Origin of the sequence: Burkholderia sp. Cy-637 (assembly GCF_011753175.1) — a bacterium.
Taxonomy (GTDB): domain Bacteria; phylum Pseudomonadota; class Gammaproteobacteria; order Burkholderiales; family Burkholderiaceae; genus Burkholderia; species Burkholderia gladioli.
The window spans coordinates 48692-71162 of the sequence record NZ_VWWC01000002.1 but is presented as its reverse complement, the minus strand read 5'-3'; the positions used below and the strand labels follow the sequence as shown (position 1 = coordinate 71162).

Annotated in this window: 22 protein-coding genes and 1 pseudogene; 12 read left to right on the top strand and 11 right to left on the bottom strand. The window is 66.1% G+C overall.

Going from position 1 to position 22471, the window contains the following annotated elements:
- Positions 1-397 precede the first annotated feature (397 nt).
- On the top strand, positions 398-1264 hold the full coding sequence (locus F3J10_RS01210; protein ID WP_166910755.1) for a LysR family transcriptional regulator: 867 nt from the start codon (positions 398-400) through the stop codon (positions 1262-1264).
- A gap of 54 nt (positions 1265-1318) precedes the next feature.
- Here F3J10_RS01210 and F3J10_RS01205 read toward each other — a convergent pair whose 3' ends face one another.
- Positions 1319-1915, bottom strand: coding sequence for a TetR/AcrR family transcriptional regulator (locus F3J10_RS01205; protein ID WP_167240659.1), 597 nt, complete (start codon positions 1913-1915; stop codon positions 1319-1321).
- A gap of 79 nt (positions 1916-1994) precedes the next feature.
- Positions 1995-2945 carry a helix-turn-helix domain-containing protein gene (locus F3J10_RS01200; RefSeq protein ID WP_025098149.1) on the bottom strand — a complete coding sequence of 317 codons (951 nt, stop codon included), beginning with the start codon at positions 2943-2945 and terminating at the stop codon, positions 1995-1997.
- 305 nt (positions 2946-3250) lie between these two features.
- On the opposite strand from F3J10_RS01200, the gene F3J10_RS01195 reads away from it, so the two are divergent.
- From F3J10_RS01195 to F3J10_RS01185, 3 genes are all read left to right on the top strand, one after another.
- Positions 3251-4624, top strand: a complete 1374-nt coding sequence (locus F3J10_RS01195) for an NAD-dependent succinate-semialdehyde dehydrogenase (protein WP_025098150.1) — start codon at positions 3251-3253, stop codon at positions 4622-4624.
- Between the two features lie 95 nt (positions 4625-4719).
- Positions 4720-5820 carry an alkene reductase gene (locus F3J10_RS01190; protein ID WP_167240657.1) on the top strand — a complete coding sequence of 367 codons (1101 nt, stop codon included), beginning with the start codon at positions 4720-4722 and terminating at the stop codon, positions 5818-5820.
- Between the two features lie 193 nt (positions 5821-6013).
- On the top strand, positions 6014-6697 hold the full coding sequence (locus F3J10_RS01185; protein ID WP_167240655.1) for a type 1 glutamine amidotransferase domain-containing protein: 684 nt from the start codon (positions 6014-6016) through the stop codon (positions 6695-6697).
- Positions 6698-6833: 136 nt separating this feature from the next.
- On the opposite strand, the gene F3J10_RS01180 is transcribed toward F3J10_RS01185, so the two are convergent.
- Positions 6834-7484 carry a LysE family translocator gene (locus F3J10_RS01180; protein WP_167240653.1) on the bottom strand — a complete coding sequence of 217 codons (651 nt, stop codon included), beginning with the start codon at positions 7482-7484 and terminating at the stop codon, positions 6834-6836.
- 223 nt (positions 7485-7707) lie between these two features.
- Here F3J10_RS01180 and ribBA point away from each other — a divergent pair, with 223 nt between their 5' ends.
- The 4 genes from ribBA to F3J10_RS01160 are packed head-to-tail and all read left to right on the top strand — an operon-like array spanning position 7708 to position 11099.
- A complete protein-coding gene (ribBA, locus tag F3J10_RS01175) occupies positions 7708-8835 on the top strand; it encodes a bifunctional 3,4-dihydroxy-2-butanone-4-phosphate synthase/GTP cyclohydrolase II (RefSeq protein ID WP_013696889.1) in 1128 nt (375 codons plus the stop codon).
- Positions 8836-8895: 60 nt separating this feature from the next.
- Positions 8896-9414, top strand: coding sequence for a 6,7-dimethyl-8-ribityllumazine synthase (ribH, locus tag F3J10_RS01170; protein WP_017920341.1), 519 nt, complete (start codon positions 8896-8898; stop codon positions 9412-9414).
- A complete protein-coding gene (nusB, locus tag F3J10_RS01165) occupies positions 9411-9845 on the top strand; it encodes a transcription antitermination factor NusB (RefSeq protein WP_013696887.1) in 435 nt (144 codons plus the stop codon). The genes ribH and nusB overlap by 4 nt, the downstream gene beginning before the upstream one ends.
- A 60-nt stretch (positions 9846-9905) precedes the next feature.
- Positions 9906-11099 (top strand): pyridoxal phosphate-dependent aminotransferase, encoded by a 1194-nt coding sequence (locus F3J10_RS01160; protein ID WP_025101551.1) that lies wholly within the window; start codon positions 9906-9908, stop codon positions 11097-11099.
- A gap of 161 nt (positions 11100-11260) precedes the next feature.
- Here the strand turns inward: F3J10_RS01160 and F3J10_RS01155 are convergent, their stop codons facing one another.
- On the bottom strand, positions 11261-12394 hold the full coding sequence (locus F3J10_RS01155; protein ID WP_166910740.1) for a transglycosylase SLT domain-containing protein: 1134 nt from the start codon (positions 12392-12394) through the stop codon (positions 11261-11263).
- Between the two features lie 573 nt (positions 12395-12967).
- Here F3J10_RS01155 and F3J10_RS01150 point away from each other — a divergent pair.
- Entirely contained in the window at positions 12968-14539 is a 1572-nt protein-coding gene (locus F3J10_RS01150; protein ID WP_167240651.1) for a UbiD family decarboxylase, read from the top strand.
- A gap of 180 nt (positions 14540-14719) precedes the next feature.
- The gene (locus tag F3J10_RS01145) at positions 14720-15394 is read left to right on the top strand and encodes a LysE family transporter (RefSeq protein ID WP_167240649.1); all 675 of its coding nucleotides are present in this window, start codon (positions 14720-14722) and stop codon (positions 15392-15394) included.
- Between the two features lie 79 nt (positions 15395-15473).
- Here F3J10_RS01145 and F3J10_RS01140 read toward each other — a convergent pair whose 3' ends face one another.
- Positions 15474-15770 (bottom strand): hypothetical protein, encoded by a 297-nt coding sequence (locus tag F3J10_RS01140; RefSeq protein WP_017920475.1) that lies wholly within the window; start codon positions 15768-15770, stop codon positions 15474-15476.
- 415 nt (positions 15771-16185) lie between these two features.
- Here F3J10_RS01140 and F3J10_RS01135 point away from each other — a divergent pair, with 415 nt between their 5' ends.
- Positions 16186-17115: a DUF2520 domain-containing protein gene (locus tag F3J10_RS01135; protein WP_167240647.1), complete on the top strand. Its 930-nt coding sequence runs from the start codon at positions 16186-16188 to the stop codon at positions 17113-17115.
- A gap of 75 nt (positions 17116-17190) precedes the next feature.
- Positions 17191-17754: a YggT family protein gene (locus F3J10_RS01130; protein WP_013696880.1), complete on the top strand. Its 564-nt coding sequence runs from the start codon at positions 17191-17193 to the stop codon at positions 17752-17754.
- A gap of 105 nt (positions 17755-17859) precedes the next feature.
- Here the strand turns inward: F3J10_RS01130 and crcB are convergent, their stop codons facing one another.
- From crcB to F3J10_RS01100, 6 genes and pseudogenes are all read right to left on the bottom strand, one after another.
- Positions 17860-18246 carry a fluoride efflux transporter CrcB gene (gene crcB, locus F3J10_RS01125; protein ID WP_013696879.1) on the bottom strand — a complete coding sequence of 129 codons (387 nt, stop codon included), beginning with the start codon at positions 18244-18246 and terminating at the stop codon, positions 17860-17862.
- Between the two features lie 250 nt (positions 18247-18496).
- Entirely contained in the window at positions 18497-18850 is a 354-nt protein-coding gene (locus tag F3J10_RS01120; RefSeq protein ID WP_167240645.1) for a hypothetical protein, read from the bottom strand.
- Between the two features lie 169 nt (positions 18851-19019).
- A complete protein-coding gene (locus F3J10_RS01115) occupies positions 19020-19946 on the bottom strand; it encodes an Imm72 family immunity protein (protein WP_167240643.1) in 927 nt (308 codons plus the stop codon).
- A gap of 246 nt (positions 19947-20192) precedes the next feature.
- Positions 20193-20642, bottom strand: a complete 450-nt coding sequence (locus tag F3J10_RS01110; RefSeq protein ID WP_167240641.1) for a hypothetical protein — start codon at positions 20640-20642, stop codon at positions 20193-20195.
- Positions 20643-20744: 102 nt separating this feature from the next.
- On the bottom strand, positions 20745-21038 hold the full coding sequence (locus F3J10_RS01105; RefSeq protein WP_080630939.1) for an Imm72 family immunity protein: 294 nt from the start codon (positions 21036-21038) through the stop codon (positions 20745-20747).
- Between the two features lie 71 nt (positions 21039-21109).
- Positions 21110-22432 (bottom strand): annotated as a pseudogene (locus tag F3J10_RS01100) (IS5 family transposase); the annotation flags it as partial.
- Positions 22433-22471 lie beyond the last annotated feature (39 nt).

Here is a 22471-nt window from a genome sequence, read left to right as displayed (position 1 = left end):
CAGTTATTTTTCCGCGCTTCGTAACTCATCTCGATATGAGCCCGCGTGGTTTTCTTATGATATCCGCTGCTATAGCGACATAGTTCCGGCAAATTTGCCGACCGCCCATGCAAAAATGCGCATCGAATTCGAGTACGCGGGATTCCAAATAAATCGGCGGCGTTGCGAATTCGGAAATCGAACGGCGAACTTGAAATCAGGAGGCGAGAATACGGGAAGCAGGTAGTTTTTATTTATTCTTACATTTCATTAACATCCGAGCCAGGAATAAATTACTTGCCCGGCGCCAGCAAAAAACCGGCGCCGATGCTTGCCCGAATCGGCCTCATACCTCGAGCATTTGTCTCGACTGATTCACGACGGTAGACTGACCGCCAAAAAACGAACTAGAGCCAACATGCAAAAAGAAAACTGGGACGATCTGAGAGTGGTCCTGGCGGCGTTTCGGGGCGAGTCCGTGAGCGAAGCCGCACGTCTGCTGAACGTCAACGAAAGCACGGTGCTGCGACGCATCGCTCAACTCGAGGAGCGACTCGGCTCGCGGCTGTTCAATCGGATTCAGGGCAAATTGGCGGCCACCGACGATGGCCTGGGATTTGCCGAGTTGGCGGAGCGAATCGAAGTCGAGATCGAGGGAACCATGGGCTCGATAGGCGGCGCGGATGGTCGCGTCGCGGGCACCGTCCGCGTGACCGGGGTGCCGATCATGGTCAATCGGATTCTGATCCCGGCGCTGCCGGGCTTGCTGAAATCGCATCCCGATCTGCTGGTCGAACTGGTGGCCGAGCCCCGCTCGCTGAGCATGACCAAACGCGAGGCCGACGTGGCGATACGGCTTGCGCGACCGCGCGATGAATTGCGGATCATCGCGAAAAAGATCGGCGAACTCCCGTTCGCAGTCTATGCCCGCGACGACGGACAGGCCGCGCCGCTTTCGTGGGTGAGCTACGACGATCGCATGAACGACCTGCCCCAGGCCGAGTGGATCGCCCATGCCGTCATGCAACGCAACGAACCCGTCTGCCAGTTGAAGGTCAACGATGCGGAGGCCTTGCTGGCCTCGGTGCAGGCCGGCATCGGCAAGACGCTGCTGCCAAGGGCCGTCGGCGATGCGATGCCGGGCCTGCGCCGGCTGGATGATCATCCTTGCGATCTGTCGAGAGAAATCTGGATCCTCGTGCACCCGGACCTGCGCCGGCTCAATCGAATCCGCGCGGTGATCGATTGGGCGGCCGAAACCTGCCGCGCGGCCGATTCGGCCTGACAACCCGGACGCGAGAAGATGGATCGTCGCGCAGCCGGCTGGCCATCGGCTGCCTCAGTCCGCCAAGCCCAGCAAACGCCGCGTGTTGCGCATCGCGATCCGCAGCGATTGCCCGTCGCGATGGATCTTGTCGAGCAGCGTCGCGCCGAGCCACATGCCGTACAGCGCGCGCGCCGTCTCGGCGGGATCCTCGATGCCGCGCAGCGAGCCGTCCTCGAGCGCGGCCTCGATGCCGGCCGTCACGCGCGCGATGATGCCCTGCGTGCCGCGCTGCAATACCGCGCGCATCGGCTCCGACAGGTCGGCCACCTCGGCGCCGAGCTTCACCGCGAGGCACTTGCCTTGCGGATCGTCGCCGCATTGCGTGTCGAGCCAGTTGCGCCAGTAGCGCATCAGGCGATCGGCGGCCGTGCCTTCGGCATGCTGGAGCGTGTGGTCCAGATGCTGCGCATACTGCTCGAAGTAGACCTCGAGCAGCGCCTCGCCGAAGGCCTCCTTCGAACCGAAGTAGTGATAGAACGAGCCCTTCGGAATGCCGGCCGCGCCGAGGATCTCGTTGAGGCCGACGCCCGAGAATCCCTTGCGCAGGATGATCGGGCGCGCCACGCCGAGGATGTGCATGCGCATTTCCGCGCCGGTGGTGGTGGTCATGATCGCTTGCGCCTTGGAGAAGCTGAGGTTCGTATGCCGCCCGAGCGGCGGCACGGATAAAAGAAGCCGGCCCGCGCGTTCATGCCCGCGCCATCGCCATGCCGCGCTGGATCGCCTGCGGCGGCAGGCCCGCCTCGCGCAGGAAGGCCTGCCGCATCCGCTCGCGATTGCCGAAGCCGGTCTCGCGCGCCACGATCTCGACCGGATGCCGCCCGCTCTCGATCAGCACGCGCGCCGCCTCCACGCGCAATCGCTCGATCGCCTTGGCCGGCGACTGCCCGGTCGCCTCGCGAAAGCTGCGGCTGAACTGCCGCACGCTCAGGCGCGCCACGCCGGCCAGCGTATCGATCGTCAAGGCCTCCTTCAGATGCTCGCGAACATAGCCGAGCACGGCCTGGATGCGATCCGAGCGCGTATCCATCTCGAGCAGGGCCGAGACCTGGGGTTGCGCGCCGCGCCGCCGCTCGGTCACCACCAGCTTGCGCGCGACCTCGCGCGCAAGCTCGGCGCCGAGGTCCGCCTCGACCATCGCCAGCGCCAGGTCGAGGCCCGCGCTCATGCCCGCGCCGGTCCAGAACCTGCCGTCGGTCGCGAACAGATGATCGGCCTCGACCTGCACCTCGGCGAAGCGCTGCCGGAAGGCGCCGGCCTGGCACCAGTGCACGGCCGCGCGCATCCCGTCGAGCAGGCCCGTCTGCGCGAGCAGGAACACCCCGCTCGAGATCGCCGCGACGCGACGCGCCTGCCCGGCCGCCTCGCGCAGGCAGTCGACCCGCTCGGCCGGATGCACGGCCACCTCGCCGCACAGGATGTCGCCGGCCACGAACAGCGTGTCGCAGCGCAAGGCGCCCAGGCGCAGGCTGTCGACCGCGAAACCCTGCGAGCTCGGCACCGTGCCGCCGTGCTCGGAAAACAGGTGGAAGCGATAGAACGGCTCGCCGCGCAGCACGTTCGCGTATTCGAACACGCTGCCGACCGTCAGGCCGAGCGGCTGGAAGCCGGGATGAACCAGTACGCCAACTGTGTGCATGATGCGCGTGCCGTCCTGAGAAAGTGGGAAATCGAGTACCGGCGGCCGTCGCGGAACGTGATGGCCGAAAACCTTGCGCATTCGTCGTTGTGCGCTGCCGAGCCGCGCTCCTAGAATGAGCTCCATGTTCTAGACGACTGGTCTACTTAGAAGCGAATGCAAGGCCAGGCAAGGTTTTCGACCGAATCCTGGGTGCGAGGACCGCCGGAAAGGCGTCAGTCTACCTCGCTTCTAGACGACTGGTCTATTTTTGAATGAGCATCGCGCCCTTTTTCCCCGGACGCAACCCATTTTGGAGAAGCAACATGGCTTACCAGAGCGTCAATCCCGCCAACAACGAACTGATCCGTCAGTGGCCGAACCACACGGACGAACAGGTCGAGGCCGCCCTCGCGAGCGCGCATCGCCTCTACAAGTCCGAGTGGTCGAAAGGGCCGATCGCGCCGCGCCTCGCGGTCCTGCACCGGCTGGCCGAGATCGTCGAGTCGCGCGCCGAGGAGCTGGCCCGCATCATCACGCAGGAAATGGGCAAGCGCATCGTCGAGAGCCGCGGCGAGGTGCAGGTGGTGGCCGACATCGCGCGCTTCTACGCCGACAACGGCGAGCGTTTCCTCGCGCCGACGCGCATCGAGACCGCGCATGGCGAAGCCTGGCTCGAAAATCATCCGATCGGCGTGCTGGTGGCCGTCGAACCCTGGAATTTCCCGCTCTATCAACTGATGCGCGTGCTGGCGCCGAACCTGGCGGCGGGCAACCCGATCGTCTCGAAACACGCCAGCAACGTGCCGCACAGCGCGGCCGTGTTCGAGGAGATGGTGCTGGCGGCCGGTGCCCCGCAAGGCGCCTGGACCAATCTCTTCATCCATGCCGACCAGGTGGCCGCGCTGATCGCCGACGACCGCGTGCAGGGCGCCGCGCTGACGGGTTCCGAGAAGGCCGGCAGCGTCGTCGCGGCGCAAGCCGGCAAGTACCTCAAGAAGACCACGCTGGAACTGGGCGGCAACGACGTGTTCGTGGTGCTCGACGACGCCGATCTCGAGCGCGCCGTGAAGGTCGGCACCTCAGCCAGGCTCAACAACGCCGGCCAGGTCTGCACCAGCTCGAAGCGCTTCGTGGTCCACGCGAACATCGCCGAGGCCTTCCTGCGCCGCCTCACCGAATCGTTCGGCCAGGTGCGCATCGGCGATCCGCTCGACGAGCGCACCCAGCTCGGGCCGCTGTCCTCGGCCGCCGCGCGCGAAGGCATCGTGCGCCAGGTCGCGGCGGCCGTCGAGCACGGCGCCACGCTGCATTACGGCGGCCGCGCGATCGACGGCCCGGGCAACTACTTCGAGCCGACCATCCTGACCGGCATCACGCGCGACAACCCGGCCTACTTCGAGGAATTCTTCGGCCCGGTCGCGCAGGTCTACGTGGTGGCCGACGACGATGCCGCCGCCGAGCTGGCCAACGACTCGCATTACGGTCTGGCCGGCGTGGTGTTCTCGCGGGACATCGAACGCGCCCGCCGCCTGGCCTCGCGCATCGAGACCGGCGCCGTGTGGATCAACGCCCTGGCCGGCACCGCGCCGGAGCTGCCGTTCGGCGGCGTGAAGCGCTCGGGCCACGGCAAGGAGCTGTCCGAGCTCGGCATCAAGGAATTCGTGAACCAGAAGCTGGTGCTGGTCGCGAAGTCCTGAGCCGCCCGGCCCCGAATCCCCTGGCTCGCCCGGCGCAGCGCACGAACGCGAATGCGCCGGGCGGCATCCACCCGATCCTGACTATCCGAACCACCATGACCACGATCTTCGATCCCCTGCAGCTCGGCGAACTGACGCTGCCCAACCGCATCCTGATGGCCCCGCTCACGCGCAGCCGCGCGACCGGCCGCGTGCCGAACGCGCTGATGGCCCGCTACTACGCGCAACGCGCCGGCGCCGGCCTGATCTTCACCGAGGCCACCTCGGTCACGCCGATGGGCGTCGGCTACGCCGACACGCCCGGCATCTGGAACGACGAACAGATCCGCGGCTGGGCCGAGGTGACGCGCGCGGTCCACGAGGCCGGCGGGCGCATCGTGCTGCAGCTCTGGCACGTCGGCCGCATCTCGCATCCGATCTTCCTCGACGGGCAGCAGCCGGTCGGGCCGAGCGCGATCGCCGCGCAAGGCCACGTGAGCCGCGTGCGGCCGAAGGTGCCCTACCCGGTGCCGCGCGCGCTCGAGATCGACGAATTGCCGGGCATCGTCGAGAGCTATCGCCAGGGTGCCGCCAACGCGAAGGCGGCTGGCTTCGACGGCGTGCTGGTGCATGGCGCCAACGGCTACTTGCTCGACCAGTTCCTGCAGAGTTCGGCGAACCGGCGCAGCGACGCCTACGGCGGCTCGATCGAGAACCGCGCGCGGCTGCTGCTGGAGGTGACCGATGCCGTGATCGGCGTGTGGGGCGCGGGGCGCGTCGGCGTCCACTTCGCGCCGCGCGGCGACGGCGGCGTGGGCGGCTATGTCGACCACGGCATGGGCGACGAGGACCTGCGCGAGACCTTCCTGCACGTCGCCCGCGAATTGAAGCAACGCGGCGTGGCCTACCTGAGCACGCGCGAGAAGGAAGGCCCCGACAGCCTCGCGCCGGCCATCAAGCAGGCCTTCGGCGGCCCACTGATCGCCAACGAGGCCTTCACGCGCGACAGCGCCGATGCCTGGCTCGCGCAGGGCAAGGCCGACGCGGTGATGTGGGGCAACCTGTTCATCGCCAATCCCGACCTGCCCTCGCGGCTGCGCGAGGACGGGCCCTACAACGCGGTTCGCCGCGAGCATCTGTATGAAGGCGGCCCGGTCGGTTATGTCGATTACCCGACGCTGGCCGAAGCCGGCGCGGGTGTCGAAATTGCTGGCTGATCCGGCGCCCTGACCTGCATGGCCGCGTAGCGAACGCCGGGCGGCCGGCGCAGCGACATGTGACGGACCTGCACTGCCGCCGGCCCGTCACGCCGAGGCGCGACAATCGCCTCGCGCCCTGCCGCGCCTGCCCGGTTTCATCGCGGTCCATTACTCATTTACCGCAACCCTGGATGTCCCCTGGAGAAATGTCATGAAGATCCTGATGGTGCTGACCTCGCACGACCAACTCGGCGATACCGGTCGCAAGACGGGTTTCTGGCTCGAGGAACTGGCCGCCCCTTATTACGTGTTCAAGGATGCCGGCGCCGAGATCGTGCTGGCCTCGCCCCAAGGCGGCCAGCCGCCGCTCGACCCGAAGAGCAACGAACCCGATTTCCAGACCGAGGCGACGCATCGCTTCGAGGCCGACGCCGAGGCGAAGGCCGCGCTGGCTGACACGGTGCGGCTCGGCTCGGTGACGCACGACGCGTTCGACGCGGTGTTCTACCCGGGCGGCCACGGCCCGCTCTGGGACCTGGCCGAGGATCGCGATTCGATCGCGCTGATCGAATCCACCTTCGCCGCGCGCAAGCCGCTCGCGCTGGTCTGCCACGCGCCCGGCGTGCTGCGCCACGCCCAGGGCGAGGACGGCAAGCCGCTGGTGAACGGCCGGAAGGTGACCGGCTTCACGAATTCGGAGGAGGAAGCGGTGCAGTTGACCGAGGTCGTGCCCTTCCTCGTCGAGGACGAGTTGAAGCGCAAGGGCGGCGATTACTCGAAGGGCGCCGACTGGCAGTCCTACGTGGTGACCGACGGGCTGCTGATCACGGGGCAGAACCCGGCCTCGTCGGAGCAGGCGGCGAAGGTGGTGCTGGAGAAGCTGGGCGGGAAGTAGGCCGCGGCGCGCTCGCGCCTAACGACCGGCGGCGGCACGGAAAACCCGTGCCGCAGCTCTTTCCACGTCTCAAATGTGAGCATCCACTTTCAAGATTTCCCTTGACCTTCGTCGGTAGCCTCGCGCGCGACCAGGTTCAAGGCTGCTTCGCCGTCAACAGCTCGACGCCAAAACCGACGAACACCAGCCCCGTCACGCGCCGCATCGCCGCCACCGCCCGGCCCGCGCGCAGGCGCCCATGCAGATGGCGCACGCCGGTCGAGTAGATCGTGTGCACCACCAGCACCAGCAGCGCGATGGTCAGGTACATCTGCGCGAACTGCAGCGGCAGCGAGCGCTGGTGGTCGATGAACTGGGGCATGAAGGCCGACAGGAAGATCATCGTCTTGGGATTGCCGCCGGCCACCAGGATCGACTCGCGAAACAGCCTGAGGCGGCTCACCGGCACCGCCGCGGCCACGGCCTCGCCCGGGGCCGCCGCGTTCGTCCCGGCGGCGGGCCGCCCGCCCTCGCGCCACTGGCGGATGCCGATCAGGATCAGGTAGGCGGCGCCGGCCAGCTTCAGGGCCACGAACAGCGGCGGCATGGCCGCCAGCAAGGCGCCCACGCCGAGGGCCACCAGCGTCACCACCACCAGTTGCACCAGCAGGTTGCCGAGGATCGAGGCCACCGTGCCGCGCGCGCCGTGGCGCACCGTGTTGCGCACCACCAGCAGCACGTTCGGCCCCGGCGTGAGCGTGGTCAGCAGGTAGGCGAAGGCAAACAGCAACCAGGTGTGGACGGACATTCGAGGCTCCAGGCAGGCGATTCGAAACAGGGCGGCGAGAATGGCGGACGAACGGCGGACGAATGGCAGACGCGACGCGGCCACCGCGGCGCGGCCGGCCCGGCGACGGCATGCGCGCCGGACGGCGCCAGCGCCGATCATGCCACGCCGCCCGATTTCCAAGGCAGCCGGGCCGGCCTGACGTAAAATAGCGCTTTTCCCCAGCGGACACCCTTTTTCTGATATGACGCTCGCCTCCACGCCCGACATCATCGCCGAGCTGAAAGCCGGCCGCATGGTGATCCTCGTCGACGAGGAAGACCGCGAAAACGAGGGCGACCTGGTCGTCGCCGCCGAATTCGTCACGCCGGAAGCGATCAACTTCATGGCCCGCTACGGTCGCGGCCTGATCTGCCTGACGCTCACCCAGGAGCGCTGCAAGCAGCTCAACCTGCCGCTGATGACCTACCGCAACGGCACGCAATACGGCACGGCGTTCACGGTCAGCATCGAGGCGGCCGAGGGCGTGACCACCGGCATTTCCGCCGCCGACCGCGCCCATACCATCGCCACGGCCGTCGCGCGCGACACCCGCGCCGACCAGATCGTGCAGCCGGGCCACGTGTTCCCGATCATGGCCCAGCCGGGCGGCGTGCTGGTGCGCGCCGGCCACACCGAGGCCGGCTGCGACCTGACGGCCCTGGCCGGGCTCACGCCGGCCGCCGTGATCTGCGAGGTGATCAAGGACGACGGCTCGATGGCGCGCCTGCCCGACCTGATCGAGTTCAGCAAGGAACACGGCATCAAGATCGGCACCATCGCCGACCTGATCCACTACCGCAGCCGCACCGAATCGATCGTCGAGCGCGTCTCCGAGCGCACCATGCAGACCGCCCACGGCGCATTCCAGGCAGTGCTCTATCGCGACAAGCCGACCGGCTCGCCGCATATCGCCCTGGTGCGCGGCACGCCCTCGCCCGAGGTCGACACGCCGGTGCGCGTGCACGAGCCGCTGTCGGTGCTCGACCTGCTCGAGACCGGCGCCTCGACCCACTCCTGGACGCTCGACGCGGCCATGAAGGAAATCGCCGCGCGCGACCTCGGCGCGGTGGTGCTGCTCAATTGCGGCGATACCAAGGAACATCTGGTCGACGTGTTTCTCGCGTTCGACGAAGAGGAGAAGGCGGCCGCGCTCAAGCGCCGGCCGGTCGATTTCAAGACGTTCGGCATCGGCGCGCAGATCCTGCGCGACGTCGGCGTCGGCAAGATGCAGGTCCTCGCGAACCCGCGCAAGCTCGGCAGCATGTCGGGCTGGGGTCTCGAGGTGACGGGCTTCGTGCCGATGCCCGGCGGCGCGGCGTCCGAGCTCTGATGTCGACGCAAGCCGCTGAGCGCCGCTCCCAATCACGCTGAATCCAACCACGGAAAGAACATGGAAATCGGACAATACCAACCGAATCTCGAGGGTGAAGGCCTGCGCATCGGCATCGTGCAGTCGCGCTTCAACGAGCCCGTCTGCAACGGCCTGGCCGATGCCTGCGTCGAGGAACTCGAACGCCTGGGCGTCACCGGCGAGGACGTGCTGCTGGTCACCGTACCCGGCGCGCTGGAAATCCCGCTGGCGCTGCAGAAGCTCGCGGAAAGCAACCAGTTCGACGCGCTGATCGCGCTCGGCGCGGTGATCCGCGGCGAGACCTACCATTTCGAACTCGTCTCGAACGAAAGCGGCGCCGGCATCTCGCGCATCGCGCTGGACTTCAACACGCCGATCGCCAACGCGGTGCTGACCACCGAGAACGACGAGCAGGCCATCGCGCGCATGACCGAGAAGGGTCGCGACGCGGCCCGCACGGCCGTCGAGATGGCCAACCTCACGATGACGCTCGACCAACTGAGCGACGATGAGGAAGACGAGGACGAGGAAGAAGAAGACGAAGAGGAAAACGAATGAAGAAGAGCGCACGCCGACAATCGCGCGAACTGGCGACGCAAGGCCTGTATCAGTGGCTGCTGTCGAACGCGTCCACCGGCGAGATCGACGCGCAGTTGCGCGGCGCGCAGGGTTACGAGAAGGCGGATCGCGAGCTGCTGGAAACCATCGTGTACGGCGTGGTCCGCGAGCATGCGGATCTGGCCGCGATCCTGGCGCCCAACCTCGATCGTCCGATCGAGCAGCTCTCGCCGGTCGAGCGCGCGGTGCTGCTGATGGCCACCTTCGAGCTCAAGCACCAGATCGAGACGCCCTACCGCGTGGTGATCAACGAAGCCATCGAGCTGACCAAGACCTTCGGCGGCTCGGACGGCCACAAGTACGTCAATGGCGTGCTCGACAAGCTGGCCCTCAAGCTGCGCCCGGAAGAAGCCGCCGCGCGCCGCTCCTGATGTGACCTGTGGCGGGCGCCCCGGCGCCCGCTTTTCCTTACCCCCTCCCCGCTGCCCGACATGAATACCGCTGCCGAATCGCTGATCCGGCTGGCTTCGCGCGTCGACGCGATCCAGCCGTTCTATGTGATGGAAGTCGTCAAGCAGGCCGCGCGGCTCGAACAGGCCGGGCGCGACGTGATCCACATGAGCATCGGCGAGCCGGACTTCACGGCGCCCGAGCCGGTGGTCGAGGCCGCCGCGGCGGCGATGCGGCGCGGCGTGACGCAGTACACCAGCGCGCTCGGCATCGCGCCGCTGCGCGAGGCGATCGCCGCGCATTACGCACGCGCCTACGGACTCGAGATCGCGCCCGAGCGCGTGATCGTCACGGCCGGCGCCTCGGCCGCGCTGCTGCTGGCCTGCCTGGCCCTGGTCGGCCGCGACGACGAAGTGCTGATGCCGGATCCGTCCTACCCCTGCAACCGGCACTTCGTGGCAGCCGCCGAAGGCCGGCCGGTGCTGGTGCCGAGCGGCCCCGAGGCGCGCTTCCAGTTGAGCGCGAAGGACGTGCGCGAGCGCTGGGGCGAGCGCACGCGCGGCGTGCTGCTGGCCTCGCCGTCGAATCCGACCGGCACCTCGCTCGCGCCCGACGAACTCGGCCGGATCCTGCAGGCGGTGCGCGAGCGCGGCGGCTTCGCGATCATCGACGAGATCTACCAGGGCCTCAGCTATGACGGCCCGCCCGTCTCGGCGCTGTCCTTCAGCGACGAGGTGATCACCGTCAACAGCTTCTCCAAGTACTTCAACATGACGGGCTGGCGGCTCGGCTGGCTGGTGGTGCCGCCCGCGCTGGTCGGCACCTTCGAGAAGCTCGCGCAGAACCTGTTCATCTGCGCCTCGGCGCTCGCCCAGCATGCCGCGCTGGCCTGCTTCGAACCCGACACGCTGGCGATCTACGAGGCGCGGCGGCTGGAATTCATGCGCCGCCGCGACTACATCGTGCCGGCGCTGGCCTCGCTCGGCTTCGAGGTTCCGGTGACGCCCGACGGCGCCTTCTATGTTTACGCGCGCTGCGGCGGCGTCGCGCATCCGGCGGCCGGCGACAGTGCCAAACTGGTCGACGCGATGCTGGAGGATGCCGGCGTGGTGCTGGTGCCGGGGATGGATTTCGGCGTGCATGCGCCGCGCGATTACATCCGGCTGTCGTATGCGACCGCCTACGAGCGTCTCGAGGAAGCCGTCGCGCGGCTGCGCAAGCTGTTCGGCGGCTGAGCGAAGGCTCGCGGCCGGAAACAGAAAGTTGCAAATTCGGGGACGGGAAGCGCCTGGCGCGACCGGCTCCGGAAAACAAACAGGGCGCCCGAGGGCGCCCTGTTTTTTCGTATTCGTCGACCGTGCTTCGCGAGGCGGACCAGTCGGCCCGCCCGGCTCGATCAGGTCCCGACTTCCGACGAGCCGTCGTGCTTCGCGCCCGTCTCGTTGCTCGCGTCGGCCTGCGGCGTGGCGGCCGGCTTGGACTCGGCCGGCGAGCTGGCCTTGATGGTGATCGGGTGGGCGCCGTCCAGCGTCGCCTGCACGCGCTTGCCGCCCGAGGAGGCGGTCGTCGAGGCCGTGGTGGTCACCGGCGTGGGCAGCAGCGGCGCGTAGATCGACACGTTGCGGCCGCGCGAAACATCGCGCAGGCGAGCGCGTTCGGCCATCACCTTGGCGCTGTAGCCGCCGTCGTCGGTTCCCGTCACGCCGTTGTAGAGGCGCAGGCCGCCGGCCAGCGAGCCGCCGCGCGCGATGCAGTCCTTCAGCACCAGCGCGCCGACCTGGATGTTCACCACCGGGCGCAGCGCCGCATCGGTGCCGCCCGCGTATTCGAACTTGTCGGAATGGATCTTCGACATCACCTGCATCAGCCCTTGCGCGCCGACGCCGCTTTCCGCGTAGGGATTGAAGCCCGACTCGATCGCCATCACCGACAGCAGCAGCAGCGGGTCCAGGCCGATATCGTGGCCGGTCTGGAAGGCGGCCGTGACCAGGCGGCCGACGGGCTCCTGCGCGACGTGGTAACGGCGCGCCAGGTAGTTGGCCACCAGCGACTGCTCGCGGCTGGTGAAGACGCGGTCGCTGCGGGCGTCGAGGGCGACGCGCTGCAGCGGGATCAGCTTGGCCAGGGTGACCGGCGACTGGCTGTTGTGGGCCGCATCGGCGGCGGCCGCGTCGGCAGCGGCGTCAACCGCGTTGCCGCCGGCCTCGCCCGTTGGGTTGTACGAGACCGGCGAGGTGCGGCCGTCGGCGTCGAGGTCCTCGTCGGCATTGCCGGGACCGAAGGCAGGCAGCGGGTGCCCGGACAGCAGCCGCGCCGGGCCGGCCTTGACGGCGGCCGACAGCACGGGCATCAGCTTCGCGGCGAGCGTGCCGCGGGCGTTCGGCATCATCCAGAGCGCGAACGCGGTGACGACGGCCAGGCCGCCGACCACGCTGAATAGATGGTGGCTGACACGCGTCCCGCGACGCAGCACTTCGCGCAGCAGCTGCGCATGCCGTTCGTTGGGACGCCACGATAACCAAGCGTTCATTCAGATCTCCCATGAACATGACTCGTGCGGCTCGCTCGACTCGAAGCGAGAAGGACGCGTGGCCGCGGAATCAGGACACCGCTCGCCCGGACGGGGCGGCGACATCGGAGAAACGGTATGTGTACCGTTCGGGGGCCACGGCGGATTGCTTCAGCGCCCGGCGGGCAGGCTGACGCGCGGTGGCTCCCACGCAAAAAACCAGCGTCGCGAAGGCGCTGGCTAGGACGACTACAACCGTCGAGTGCCGTGCAGGTCGCGGCGGACGGCGACGCGGAGCGTCTGAGGAACCGGAGCGGACTGGCTGGCTGCCAGGGCCCGGCGATCAATGTGAGCGGATTCTAGGGACGGTTTTATAGATCGTCAACACTATAAAGTCCCGAAATCATAACAAAAAGTAATCATTTATTACGCACCGGATCGAAAAGCCGCGTGCCGTCTGGCTTTCACGGACGCTTCACAAATTTTCGGGACACATTCGTCCAAACGCTTCGGCGGGTAGAATCGGTGCTCGATCCGTGGCGCCTGGCGCCGCCTCCCGCACCGCCGGCGCCGCCGGATCCAGCGAACATTTCCATGAAATACAAAGACTTACGCGATTTCACCCAGCGTCTCGAAGGCATCGGCGAGTTGCGCCGCGTCACCCAGCCGGTGTCGCCCGTGCTCGAAATGACCGAGCTGTGCGACCGGGTATTGCGCGCCGGCGGCCCGGCGCTGCTGTTCGACCCGCCCACCGGCTACCGGTTTCCGGTGCTCGGCAACCTGTTCGGCACGCCGCGCCGCGTCGCGCTAGGCATGGGTGTCGACGCCGAGCACGCCGACGACGCCAGCGCACTCACCTCGCTGCGCGAGGTCGGCCACCTGCTGTCGGCCCTGAAGGAGCCGGACCCGCCCAAGCGCCTGGCCGATGCCGGCAAGCTGCTGTCGATGGCCAAGGCCGTGTGGGACATGGCGCCGAAGACGGTGTCCTCGCCGCCGTGCCAGGAGATCGTCTGGGAAGGCCAGGACGTCGACCTGAACAGGCTGCCGATCCAGACCTGCTGGCCCGGCGACGCCGGCCCGCTGCTGACCTGGGGGCTGACCGTCACGCGCGGCCCGAACAAGACGCGGCAGAACCTCGGCATCTATCGCCAGCAGCTGATCGGACGCAACAAACTGATCATGCGCTGGCTCGCCCATCGTGGCGGCGCGCTCGACTTCCGCGAGTTCGCGCTGGCCAATCCCGGCAAGCCCTATCCAGTGGCGGTGGTGCTCGGCGCCGATCCCGCCACCACGCTCGGCGCGGTGACGCCGGTGCCCGACACGCTCTCCGAATACCAGTTCGCCGGCCTGCTGCGCGGCGCGCGCACCGAGCTCGCCAAGTGCCTGACGCCCGGCGTCGACGGCCTGCAGGTGCCGGCGCGCGCCGAGATCGTGCTCGAGGGCTTCATCTACCCGCAGGACGGCACGCCCGAGCCGGCGCCGGCAGGCGCGCCGCCGCGCCCGAGCGGCACGCGCGGCGCGGCCGCCTACGAACATGCGCTGGAAGGCCCCTACGGCGATCACACCGGCTACTACAACGAGCAGGAGTGGTTTCCGGTGTTCACCGTCGAGCGCATCACGATGCGCCGCGACGCGATCTTCCACTCGACCTATACCGGCAAGCCGCCCGACGAGCCGGCCGTGCTCGGCGTGGCGCTCAACGAGGTGTTCGTGCCGTTGCTGCAGAAGCAGTTCGCCGAGATCACCGACTTCTACCTGCCGCCGGAAGGATGCAGCTACCGGATGGCGATCGTGCAGATGAAGAAGAGCTATGCCGGCCACGCCAAGCGCGTGATGTTCGGCGTCTGGAGCTTCCTGCGCCAGTTCATGTATACGAAGTTCATCGTGGTGGTGGACGAGGACGTCGATATCCGCGACTGGAAGGAAGTGATCTGGGCGATCACCACGCGCGTCGACCCGGTGCGCGATACCGTGCTGGTCGACAACACGCCGATCGACTACCTCGATTTCGCCTCGCCGGTGGCCGGCCTGGGCTCGAAGATGGGGCTGGACGCCACCAACAAGTGGCCCGGCGAGACGCAGCGCGAATGGGGCCGGCCGATCGAGATGGACGCCGCCGTGAAGGCGCACGTCGATACGCTCTGGAACGAGCTCGGGCTGTCCTGATCTGTCTCGCCTCGACAGGGCCGACTCGTCTTCTATATGGCGCCGGCTCGCTTCATCGCCCGATCCTCGCGGCGAGTGCCTGATAACAAGCAAGCCGCGGCTCGAGCGCGCTTGCCGAGCCGCGAGCGGCCCTGGTATCGCTCGCGGCCTCGATCATCCACACGTGTTTCCCGAATGACGATGGTGCCTCCTTCCGCTTCCATGCTGTCCGACGGCTTTTTCCTGTCGCTGTCCCTGTGTCTCGACATCGGCCTGGTCAACGTCGCGATCCTCTCGCTCACGCTCTCGCATGGCTTCAAGCCCGGCTTCTGGCTCGGCCTCGGCTCCTGCTTCGGCGATCTCGTCTATGCCGCGCTCGCGCTGGCCGGGATGGCCGTGCTGCTGCAGTTCGAGGCGGTGCGCTGGGTGGTCTGGCTCGGCGGCGGCGCCGTGCTGCTGTATCTGACCTGGAAGATGGCGCGCGAGGCGCTGTTCCCGCCGCCTTCGGCCACGGCAAGCGGCGATGACGCCGACGCCGCGCCCCAGGCCAGCTCGCCGCGCAGTTTCCTGCGCGGGATGTTGCTGGCGATGTCCTCGCCCTCGGCGATCCTGTGGTTCGCCGCCGTCGGCGGCGCGCTGATCGCCAAGGCCGGCGCCACCACCCCCGTCACCGCCTCGGTGTTCCTGGGTGGCTTCTTCCTCGGCGGCCTGGCCTGGACGCTGTTTCTCTGCGGGCTCGCCAGCCAGGGCCGCAAGCGCGCCGGCGCGGGACTGATGCGCGCCTGCCACGTGGTGTCGGCGCTGCTGTTCGCCTATTTCTCCTATAGCGTGATCGTCGGCGGTTATCGCGACCTGATCGTGCACGCCGGCGCCTGATTCCCGCGCCCCAAAAGCAAACGGCGCGGCACGGTTTCCCGTGTCGCGCCGTGTTCACGCGCATCGAGCGCGCGAGGGCTTACCAGCGGCGGCCGTAATAGCCGTGGCCGTAGTAGCCGTGATAGTGGTGCCAGTAAGGCCGGCCGTAGTAACCGCCGACGACCACCGGCGGCGGTGCGTAATAGGCCGGCGCCGGAGCATAGACGACAGGCGGCGGAGGCGGCGCGTAGACGACCGGGGGCGGCGCGGCATAGACCGGGTAGGCCGGGGCGATCGGCAGGCCGATACCGACGCCGATCGAAACGTGAGCCTGGGCGGCGCTCGCGACCCCGAGGCCGAGAGCGGCGGCTGCAACGAAAGGAATGAGCTTTTTCACTTCGATTCTCCTGGCGGCACGTCAAGTTGGCCGGCCACATGAACAGCAAGGAATGCGCTGTTGTATGGACTCCAATGTAGCGAAATCGCCTCCCGCGGACCAAGCGCATTTGTTGCAAATTGCAATTGCGCGGCGCCCTCGCGCCACGCCCGGCGGGGCTTTTCGCGATGCGCCCCGGCCCGCCGGGCGCGCCGGCCGGGCTTCGCGCCCTCGATCGACCCGGCAAATCGGTCAGGATTTCCGATAGACGGAGTCGAATGCGGCTCGTCCAGGGTAATGATTGATTACAAATTACCGCCCGATTCGGCACCAATCGAACGGCCGTTGCCCACGCTACCGAGCATTCGGGCGGGATCCCCGGCTGGCGGCGCAAATACGGGATACTGACGGCTTGCCGATCTTCGCTGCTTCGCCCATGTCACTTCCTCCCGTTCCCCGTCTCGGTTTCATCGGTGCCGGCCGCCTCGGCCGCTGCCTGGCACGACGCTTCGCGCAGGCCGCTTATCCCGTGGTGGCGGTGGCGAGCCGCTCGCCTGCCCCGGCGCGGGCGCTGGCCGAGCAGATCGACGGCTGCACGGCCGTCGAGAACGCACAGGCGGTGGTCGACGCGGCCGACCTGGTGTTCGTGGCCGTGTCCGACGACGGCATCGGGCCGGTGGCCGCCTCGCTGCGCTTCGATCCCGCGCGCGCGCCGACCCAGGCGCTCGTGCATTGCAGCGGCGCCTCGAGCGTCGACCTGCTCGCGCCGGCGGCCGAACAGGGCGTGCAGACCGGCGGTTTCCATCCGCTCTATCTATTTGGCGGCGGCGACGCCGACCTGGCCCGGATCGAAGGCTGCTCAGTGACGATCGAGGCCGGCGGCAGCCTGCGCCCGGTGCTGGAGGCACTGAGCGGCGCGCTCGGCTGCCATCCGCTGGCGATTCCGGCCGGTGGCCGGATGCGCTACCACGCGGCCGCCAACTACGCGGCGAGCTTCGTGCTGTGCGGCCTGGCCGAAGCGGTCGAGCTGTGGCGCACGCTTGGCATGGACGAGGCAGAGGCCTTGCGCGCCCTGCTGCCGATGCTGTCCGGCACCATCGAGACCGCGCGCGAGAAGGGCCTCTCCAATGCGCTGGCCGGCCCGGTCTCGCGCGGCGACGCCGGCATCGTCGAGCGCCAGCTCGACCTGCTCGACCAGATGGGCGGCGATCACGCCACGCTCTACGCGCTGATGACGCGCCGCGCCGTCGAGCTGGCCAGGCGCCGCGCGACGCCGCCAGCCGGGCTCGACGCGGTGGAACGGGGCGTGGACGCCCTGCTCGATCGGCGGCTCGCGCAGGCTGCCCCCGGGCGCCGCGAGCCGTGATAAGGTGACGCCCGATGCATGCCGCCACGATACGGCGGCCGCACGCTACCCGACTGTCAGACAAGGATTCCAACGATGCTCGGCGAGATCGCCCGCTTTCTGCTCAATACCGTATTCACGCTGTTCGGCGCGGCCCTGCTGCTGCGCGCCTGGATGCAGGCGGTACGCGTGCCGCCGTACAACCCCGTCACGCAGGCCGTGCTGCAGGCGACCAACTGGATCGTGCTGCCGCTGCGCCGCGTCATCACCGGTACACGCGGTATCGATTGGGCCAGCGTGGTGGCGGCGCTGCTGACTGCCTTCGTCTACGTGGTGCTGATGATGTCGCTGGCCGGCATGGACGTGCTGTCGATCCTGCCGACCATCGTGATCGTCGCGCTGCTGACCATCGCCAAATGGGCGCTCAACCTGGTGCTGTGGATGACGATCCTGATGGCGCTGCTGTCGTGGCTGAACCCGCGCTCGCCGGCCATGGCGATCCTGTTCCCGCTGACCGCCCCGCTGCTCAATCCGCTGCGCCGCGTGCTGCCGAATATCGGCGGGCTGGACCTGTCGCCGATCCTGTTGTTCGTGATCGTGCAGGTGCTGCTGATGGTGGTCACGCGCGTGGCGATCTCGATGACCTTGCTGACGATGTGATGGCTGCTTGAGCTGGTTTAGGTTTTGATGATCTGGAAAGCGCCGCTTCATGCGGCGCTTTTTGTTTGTTGCGGGTGCAAGTGCTTGGTTGTACGCCGGGCGGGTTCAGGCTGGGACCAGGAAAGTGCGCGCGGTCCAGATGCCCAGGAAGGTCAGCAGGAAGGAACCCAGCAGGTGCACGAAGGCGACCACGGCGGCCCAGCCCAGGCGGCCCTCCACGACGTGCGTCATGACCTCGGCGGAATAAGTCGAGAAGGTGGTCAGGCCGCCCATGAAACCGGTGATCACGAACAGGCGCCATTCGGGAGCCAGGCCAGTTTTCGCGCCGAATACGACGATCGCGACGCCGATCAGGTAGCCGCCGATCAGGTTCGAGGCAAGGGTGCCGAGCGGGAGTTCGGGGAGGATGAGGTTCATGCCCAGGCTCAAGGCCCAGCGGAGCAAGGCGCCCAGGCCGGCGCCGATGAAGATCGCGACGAGGGAGAGGAACAAGGGGGCTCCTGGGACGAGGCAGTGAACATGGGTGAAGCAGCGGCTCTCGCCACTTTAGGCGCTCGCGGCAGGATATGGCAATCCCGCCCAGAGGGCGACGCACAAGCCGACGCTTAAAGTTGCTCGATTGAGGTCGCGGCGGCCACTTTACTGGTGAGGCCAATCAAAAAGCCGCATGTCATGCACCTTGAAACCGCACTGACAAATCATCGCTTGGCTCGCATGGCTCAAGAAAGCTGGCGAAGCGAGTTCATTGCCTTTTACCCTTCGACTCAGGGCGCTCGTCGACGTACTCCCTGGATGCTTCGGCAAAAGCAGTTCCATCAGGATACACATGCACGGTGAGAACCTTGGCGTTGCCAGGTAACTCCGTCAAAACGGCCGTCGCATGAATTCTCTCGCCAAGCCTTGGCATGCCTTCCGAGCCTCCTAGAGAATATTCGATCCTTATCGGCCCCGGCTTGACTTTGATACAGCAGACAACCGAGCCCCCCGCCCCTCCTGGGTGGTAGGCCATGTAAGCACCGCCGGCGTACTGGCTATTCAGCGCGACATCGTAGATAGCGCGAGGCCAATAGTTGTAGATCGCGACATTGAGGTTCATGGATCTCTCGGAACAGGCGGCGAGCAGCAGGAAAGACATCAAGACAGTGAGCAAGCGACAAGCCACCGCATTGATTGTGATCCTTGGCCTCGTTTCCATATCGCAAATTCCGTAGGTAGATCGTCAATAAGCCGCGCCGACCATCGAGCGGTCATTCGTCGGGGACAGGTTAACGATCGCCGGTTTGGACCGGTGTGACGGCTGCAACGTCCGGCTGCGACACACGCGGCTGCACTAGAAAGTACTGCGATTCGTCAGGAATGATGCCATCCGAGTATCGCTTGTCCTCCCACAAAAGCCGCCAGTGCGTCTGGACGACTGTTCTCGATTCATGACTCCTCAGGCCCGGCGCCCTGATATCTCGAATGAGGTAATTGAAGCACCCACTGCCACGCAAGCTCCGGTTGCCGACTGGTACGATGCCCAGCAGCCTGGATCGCTCGACGGCAACGGGCTCCCAAATGCCGTCGCAGGGCACCTTGTCGCCGGACTTGATCACAGGGCCAACGGGTTCAGGCACTTGCTGCAACGCCTTCGGAAAAACCGGATATGGCAGCGTGTAGAAGTTGTGTTCGTAGGCATCTGGATTCAGCAGCGATCCTACTGATTGCAGTTGCGCCCCACGATGGGTCAACTCCGATGATTCAAACGGCGCGTATTCGATCTGATATTCCGATGCATGCAGCAGTTGAGCAAATGCGTCTATCTTCGGTGGATAAGCAGCATTCTGCGCACCACGATCCCAGTAATCAGGATGAGGGAAGAAGTACGCGTTGACGTGCCGATATCGATCAACCGCGTATCGCAGCGGTCCACCTCGCTTCCAGACGAAACGGTTCCCGCGTGACAGTTCAGGCAAGCCGTGATCGTAGGAAGCCAGTATTTCAAAGACAGTAGGCAGATTGTCTGCGGGCAAATACTCCGGGTCATCCTCGGGCCACGTCTTCAGGGCACTTTCATATGCACTCGCGAAGATCGCGAATGCATCGCGCTTGCGCTTCCAAAGCGAAAAACTGGTCACGCGCTGAAGCAGCCAGAAAACCTTGCGACGCGTCGCATCATCCGCCATGTCGTACTGCTTGATCGTATTCGTCATTACAGGCCTATGGTGCTTGCTGTCGAACCTGTCGTCACTGTGGTTTTCCGTGAGCGCGTGGATTTGGACAACCAACTTGCTCTTCTGGAAACCACGACTCCTATATATCGTCACTGGCCACTATGAACTCCCCGCTCGCAGTTTCGCTCCGAGGCGGACAGGAAGGAAGTTCTGAGGGATAGCTACGTTCAGGCGGTCAATCAGGTCATCCCGGTTTCGGCCCAACCATATCGAAAAATCAACTACTCATCTCTTATCCCCAAGCTCCGGCCGCTCGTCGACATACTGCCTAGATACTTCAGCGTACGCAGTCCCGCTCGGGTACACATGCATGGTGAGAATCTTGGAATTCCCGGGCAACTCTTGCAGGACGGCGGTTGCACGAATTCTCTCACCCAACCGCGTGGCGCCTTCCGGGCCACCTAGTGAATATTCAATTGAAATGGGCCCCGGCTTGACTCTCACGCAGCAGACAATTTTCCCTCCCACGTTGCCCGGCTCATACGCCATGAATGCTCCGCCTGCATACTGACCATCGACAGCAACATCATAGATTGCGCGTGGCCAATAGTTATAGATTGCGACATCAAGATTCATGCTGCGCTTCGAGCAGGCCGAAAACGACAATAGGATCATCAAGCCGACCAGCGAGCGATAGATCATTGCATTGATTTCGATTGCCCGTTTCGCTTTCATTTCACCAATTCGAATGGTGGATTGTCATGAAAATCGTCACCAGCGTTGGTGTCGCTTCATGGTCGCCCTCGAGCCTGTTACCCCAATCTTGCGCAAATCGACTCAGACTCCCGGTTGGGGATCGGCATAATGCCAGATGACCATACCCCATGAGGTGTGTCGAGGGCCGGGCATCGGCTCTCCAGCTTCGACGTACACCGAATCCTTCATGGCCGGGCTTTGCCAGTGACCAGTACGCTGACATGTTTCTCCAGGCAAGGCTCGCAGATTCTGCTGCATGACAGCTTGGGGAAAGTAGGTCGCCTCTTCCTCCGGAATGCTACCGTCCTGATAGCGCCTGTCTTCCCACAGTAGTCGCCACTGAACGACATGCTCATCATTCGTACCTTCCAGCATGTACTTAGTCGGACATGCGAAATTCAGGCGGCCGCTTCGAGCTGCGCGCAGGGCGACCTCGTCGCGAGTTGAATCGCGCGCAGCAACCAGCGCAGGTTGAAGCCCGTCGCGCACAGCACCGCATGCAACGCATCACCGATGGCACCCTTGAGCCAGCAGCGCCGCAGTCCGTGATCTTGTTTGACGTGGCCGATGATCGGTTCGACCGCCTGACGTCGCTTGAGCCACTTGCGCTACTTCTCGCTCAGCGTCTTGTACTTGCCGCGATGGATCAGCTTGACGGGCCCGAGCTCGGCGTCGACGCCGCGATAGCCCAGATCGGCCAGCACCGTCTTCGGCTTCGGTTCGCCGGGAACACCCTCCAGCAGGATGCGCGTCTGCTCGAGCTGGGCGGCCAGCGTGTGGCCGTCGTACGGGTTGCCCGTAAAGGTGCGGGCGCCGACGATCAGACCGCTCTTCTCGGTGATCGCCAGGCTCGTCTTCACGCCGAATTCGTAGGGCTGGCGTGCTTTGCCTTTCGAGATGCATTCGACTTCCGGCGCATGCAGGGCATACAGCTTGTTTTTGTCCTTCTTCTGTTGGCGGCAGATCCGCCAGGCCCGTTCGCGCCAAACCGTCAGCGTCGCTTGATACACTTCAGTGGCCGCCGCCATCTTGCGCTCGATGTCGCGCAACAACCGGCCGAGCACGGTGCGCTGTCGCTTGAGGACACGGCGCAGCCGCTTGTACTGCTTCGCGTGCGCGTAGCCGCCGGCGCGACGGCGCAGTATCTTGCCTTCGCGCTCGTACGTCTGCTTCAGCATCAGCCCGGCACGTTGTGCCAGCTTCGCACGCGCCATTTCCAGCAGCCGGCTGTCGGTCGGAAACGCGACCGCCTTCTCTTGCACGGTCGTATCAACGATCACCGCCTCGAATTCGGCGGGCTCGACCATCTTCATGTTTGCCGCCGCCGCGATCGTCGTGGCCAGCAGTTCCTCGACGCCGGCTTCGCCGAGCACCTGGCGAAAACGCCCCAGATTGGTCGGATCGCACGGCAGCCGCGGCTGAAAGTACTCCTCACCGCAAAAATACTGCCAATAGTTGTTCTCCGCCCAGCGCTCGCACACCGACTCGTCGCTCTCATTGAACACGTGCTTCAAGTAGAGCAACCCGAGCATCCGGCGAATCGGCAAGCGCGGTCGGCCCGCCGCACTCACGCCCGCGCCGGCAAGTTGTGCTGTCGCGCCGAACAGATCGTTCACCTCCGCAGCCATGCCCTCACGATTGCGATGGGCGAACAGCGGCGCCATCGTCGCTTCGAGCTGCGCCCACGGCATGCGCGTGGCGAGCACCGCAAGCGCATGGCGCAGGTCGATCATCGAATCAAGGCGGCTTCGGAAGAAATCCTCGGTCATGTCGGCGCGCTCTAGCTCCCAGCTTTTAAGTCAGATCGA

What these genes read in the sequence shown, in the direction of transcription:
- F3J10_RS01105 (WP_080630939.1), bottom strand. Translation starts at nt 21,038, where the DNA reads ATGCTGGAAGGTACGAATGATGAGCATGTCGTTCAGTGGCGACTACTG.
- F3J10_RS01115 (WP_167240643.1), bottom strand. Translation starts at nt 19,946, where the DNA reads ATGACGAATACGATCAAGCAGTACGACATGGCGGATGATGCGACGCGT.
- F3J10_RS01190 (WP_167240657.1), top strand. Translation starts at nt 4,720, where the DNA reads ATGACCACGATCTTCGATCCCCTGCAGCTCGGCGAACTGACGCTGCCC.
- F3J10_RS01130 (WP_013696880.1), top strand. Translation starts at nt 17,191, where the DNA reads ATGCTCGGCGAGATCGCCCGCTTTCTGCTCAATACCGTATTCACGCTG.
- nusB (WP_013696887.1), top strand. Translation starts at nt 9,411, where the DNA reads ATGAAGAAGAGCGCACGCCGACAATCGCGCGAACTGGCGACGCAAGGC.
- F3J10_RS01135 (WP_167240647.1), top strand. Translation starts at nt 16,186, where the DNA reads ATGTCACTTCCTCCCGTTCCCCGTCTCGGTTTCATCGGTGCCGGCCGC.
- F3J10_RS01155 (WP_166910740.1), bottom strand. Translation starts at nt 12,394, where the DNA reads ATGAACGCTTGGTTATCGTGGCGTCCCAACGAACGGCATGCGCAGCTG.
- F3J10_RS01185 (WP_167240655.1), top strand. Translation starts at nt 6,014, where the DNA reads ATGAAGATCCTGATGGTGCTGACCTCGCACGACCAACTCGGCGATACC.
- F3J10_RS01160 (WP_025101551.1), top strand. Translation starts at nt 9,906, where the DNA reads ATGAATACCGCTGCCGAATCGCTGATCCGGCTGGCTTCGCGCGTCGAC.
- F3J10_RS01195 (WP_025098150.1), top strand. Translation starts at nt 3,251, where the DNA reads ATGGCTTACCAGAGCGTCAATCCCGCCAACAACGAACTGATCCGTCAG.
- F3J10_RS01200 (WP_025098149.1), bottom strand. Translation starts at nt 2,945, where the DNA reads ATGCACACAGTTGGCGTACTGGTTCATCCCGGCTTCCAGCCGCTCGGC.
- F3J10_RS01180 (WP_167240653.1), bottom strand. Translation starts at nt 7,484, where the DNA reads ATGTCCGTCCACACCTGGTTGCTGTTTGCCTTCGCCTACCTGCTGACC.
- F3J10_RS01205 (WP_167240659.1), bottom strand. Translation starts at nt 1,915, where the DNA reads ATGACCACCACCACCGGCGCGGAAATGCGCATGCACATCCTCGGCGTG.
- F3J10_RS01145 (WP_167240649.1), top strand. Translation starts at nt 14,720, where the DNA reads ATGGTGCCTCCTTCCGCTTCCATGCTGTCCGACGGCTTTTTCCTGTCG.
- F3J10_RS01210 (WP_166910755.1), top strand. Translation starts at nt 398, where the DNA reads ATGCAAAAAGAAAACTGGGACGATCTGAGAGTGGTCCTGGCGGCGTTT.
- ribBA (WP_013696889.1), top strand. Translation starts at nt 7,708, where the DNA reads ATGACGCTCGCCTCCACGCCCGACATCATCGCCGAGCTGAAAGCCGGC.
- F3J10_RS01150 (WP_167240651.1), top strand. Translation starts at nt 12,968, where the DNA reads ATGAAATACAAAGACTTACGCGATTTCACCCAGCGTCTCGAAGGCATC.
- F3J10_RS01110 (WP_167240641.1), bottom strand. Translation starts at nt 20,642, where the DNA reads ATGAAAGCGAAACGGGCAATCGAAATCAATGCAATGATCTATCGCTCG.
- ribH (WP_017920341.1), top strand. Translation starts at nt 8,896, where the DNA reads ATGGAAATCGGACAATACCAACCGAATCTCGAGGGTGAAGGCCTGCGC.
- F3J10_RS01120 (WP_167240645.1), bottom strand. Translation starts at nt 18,850, where the DNA reads ATGAACCTCAATGTCGCGATCTACAACTATTGGCCTCGCGCTATCTAC.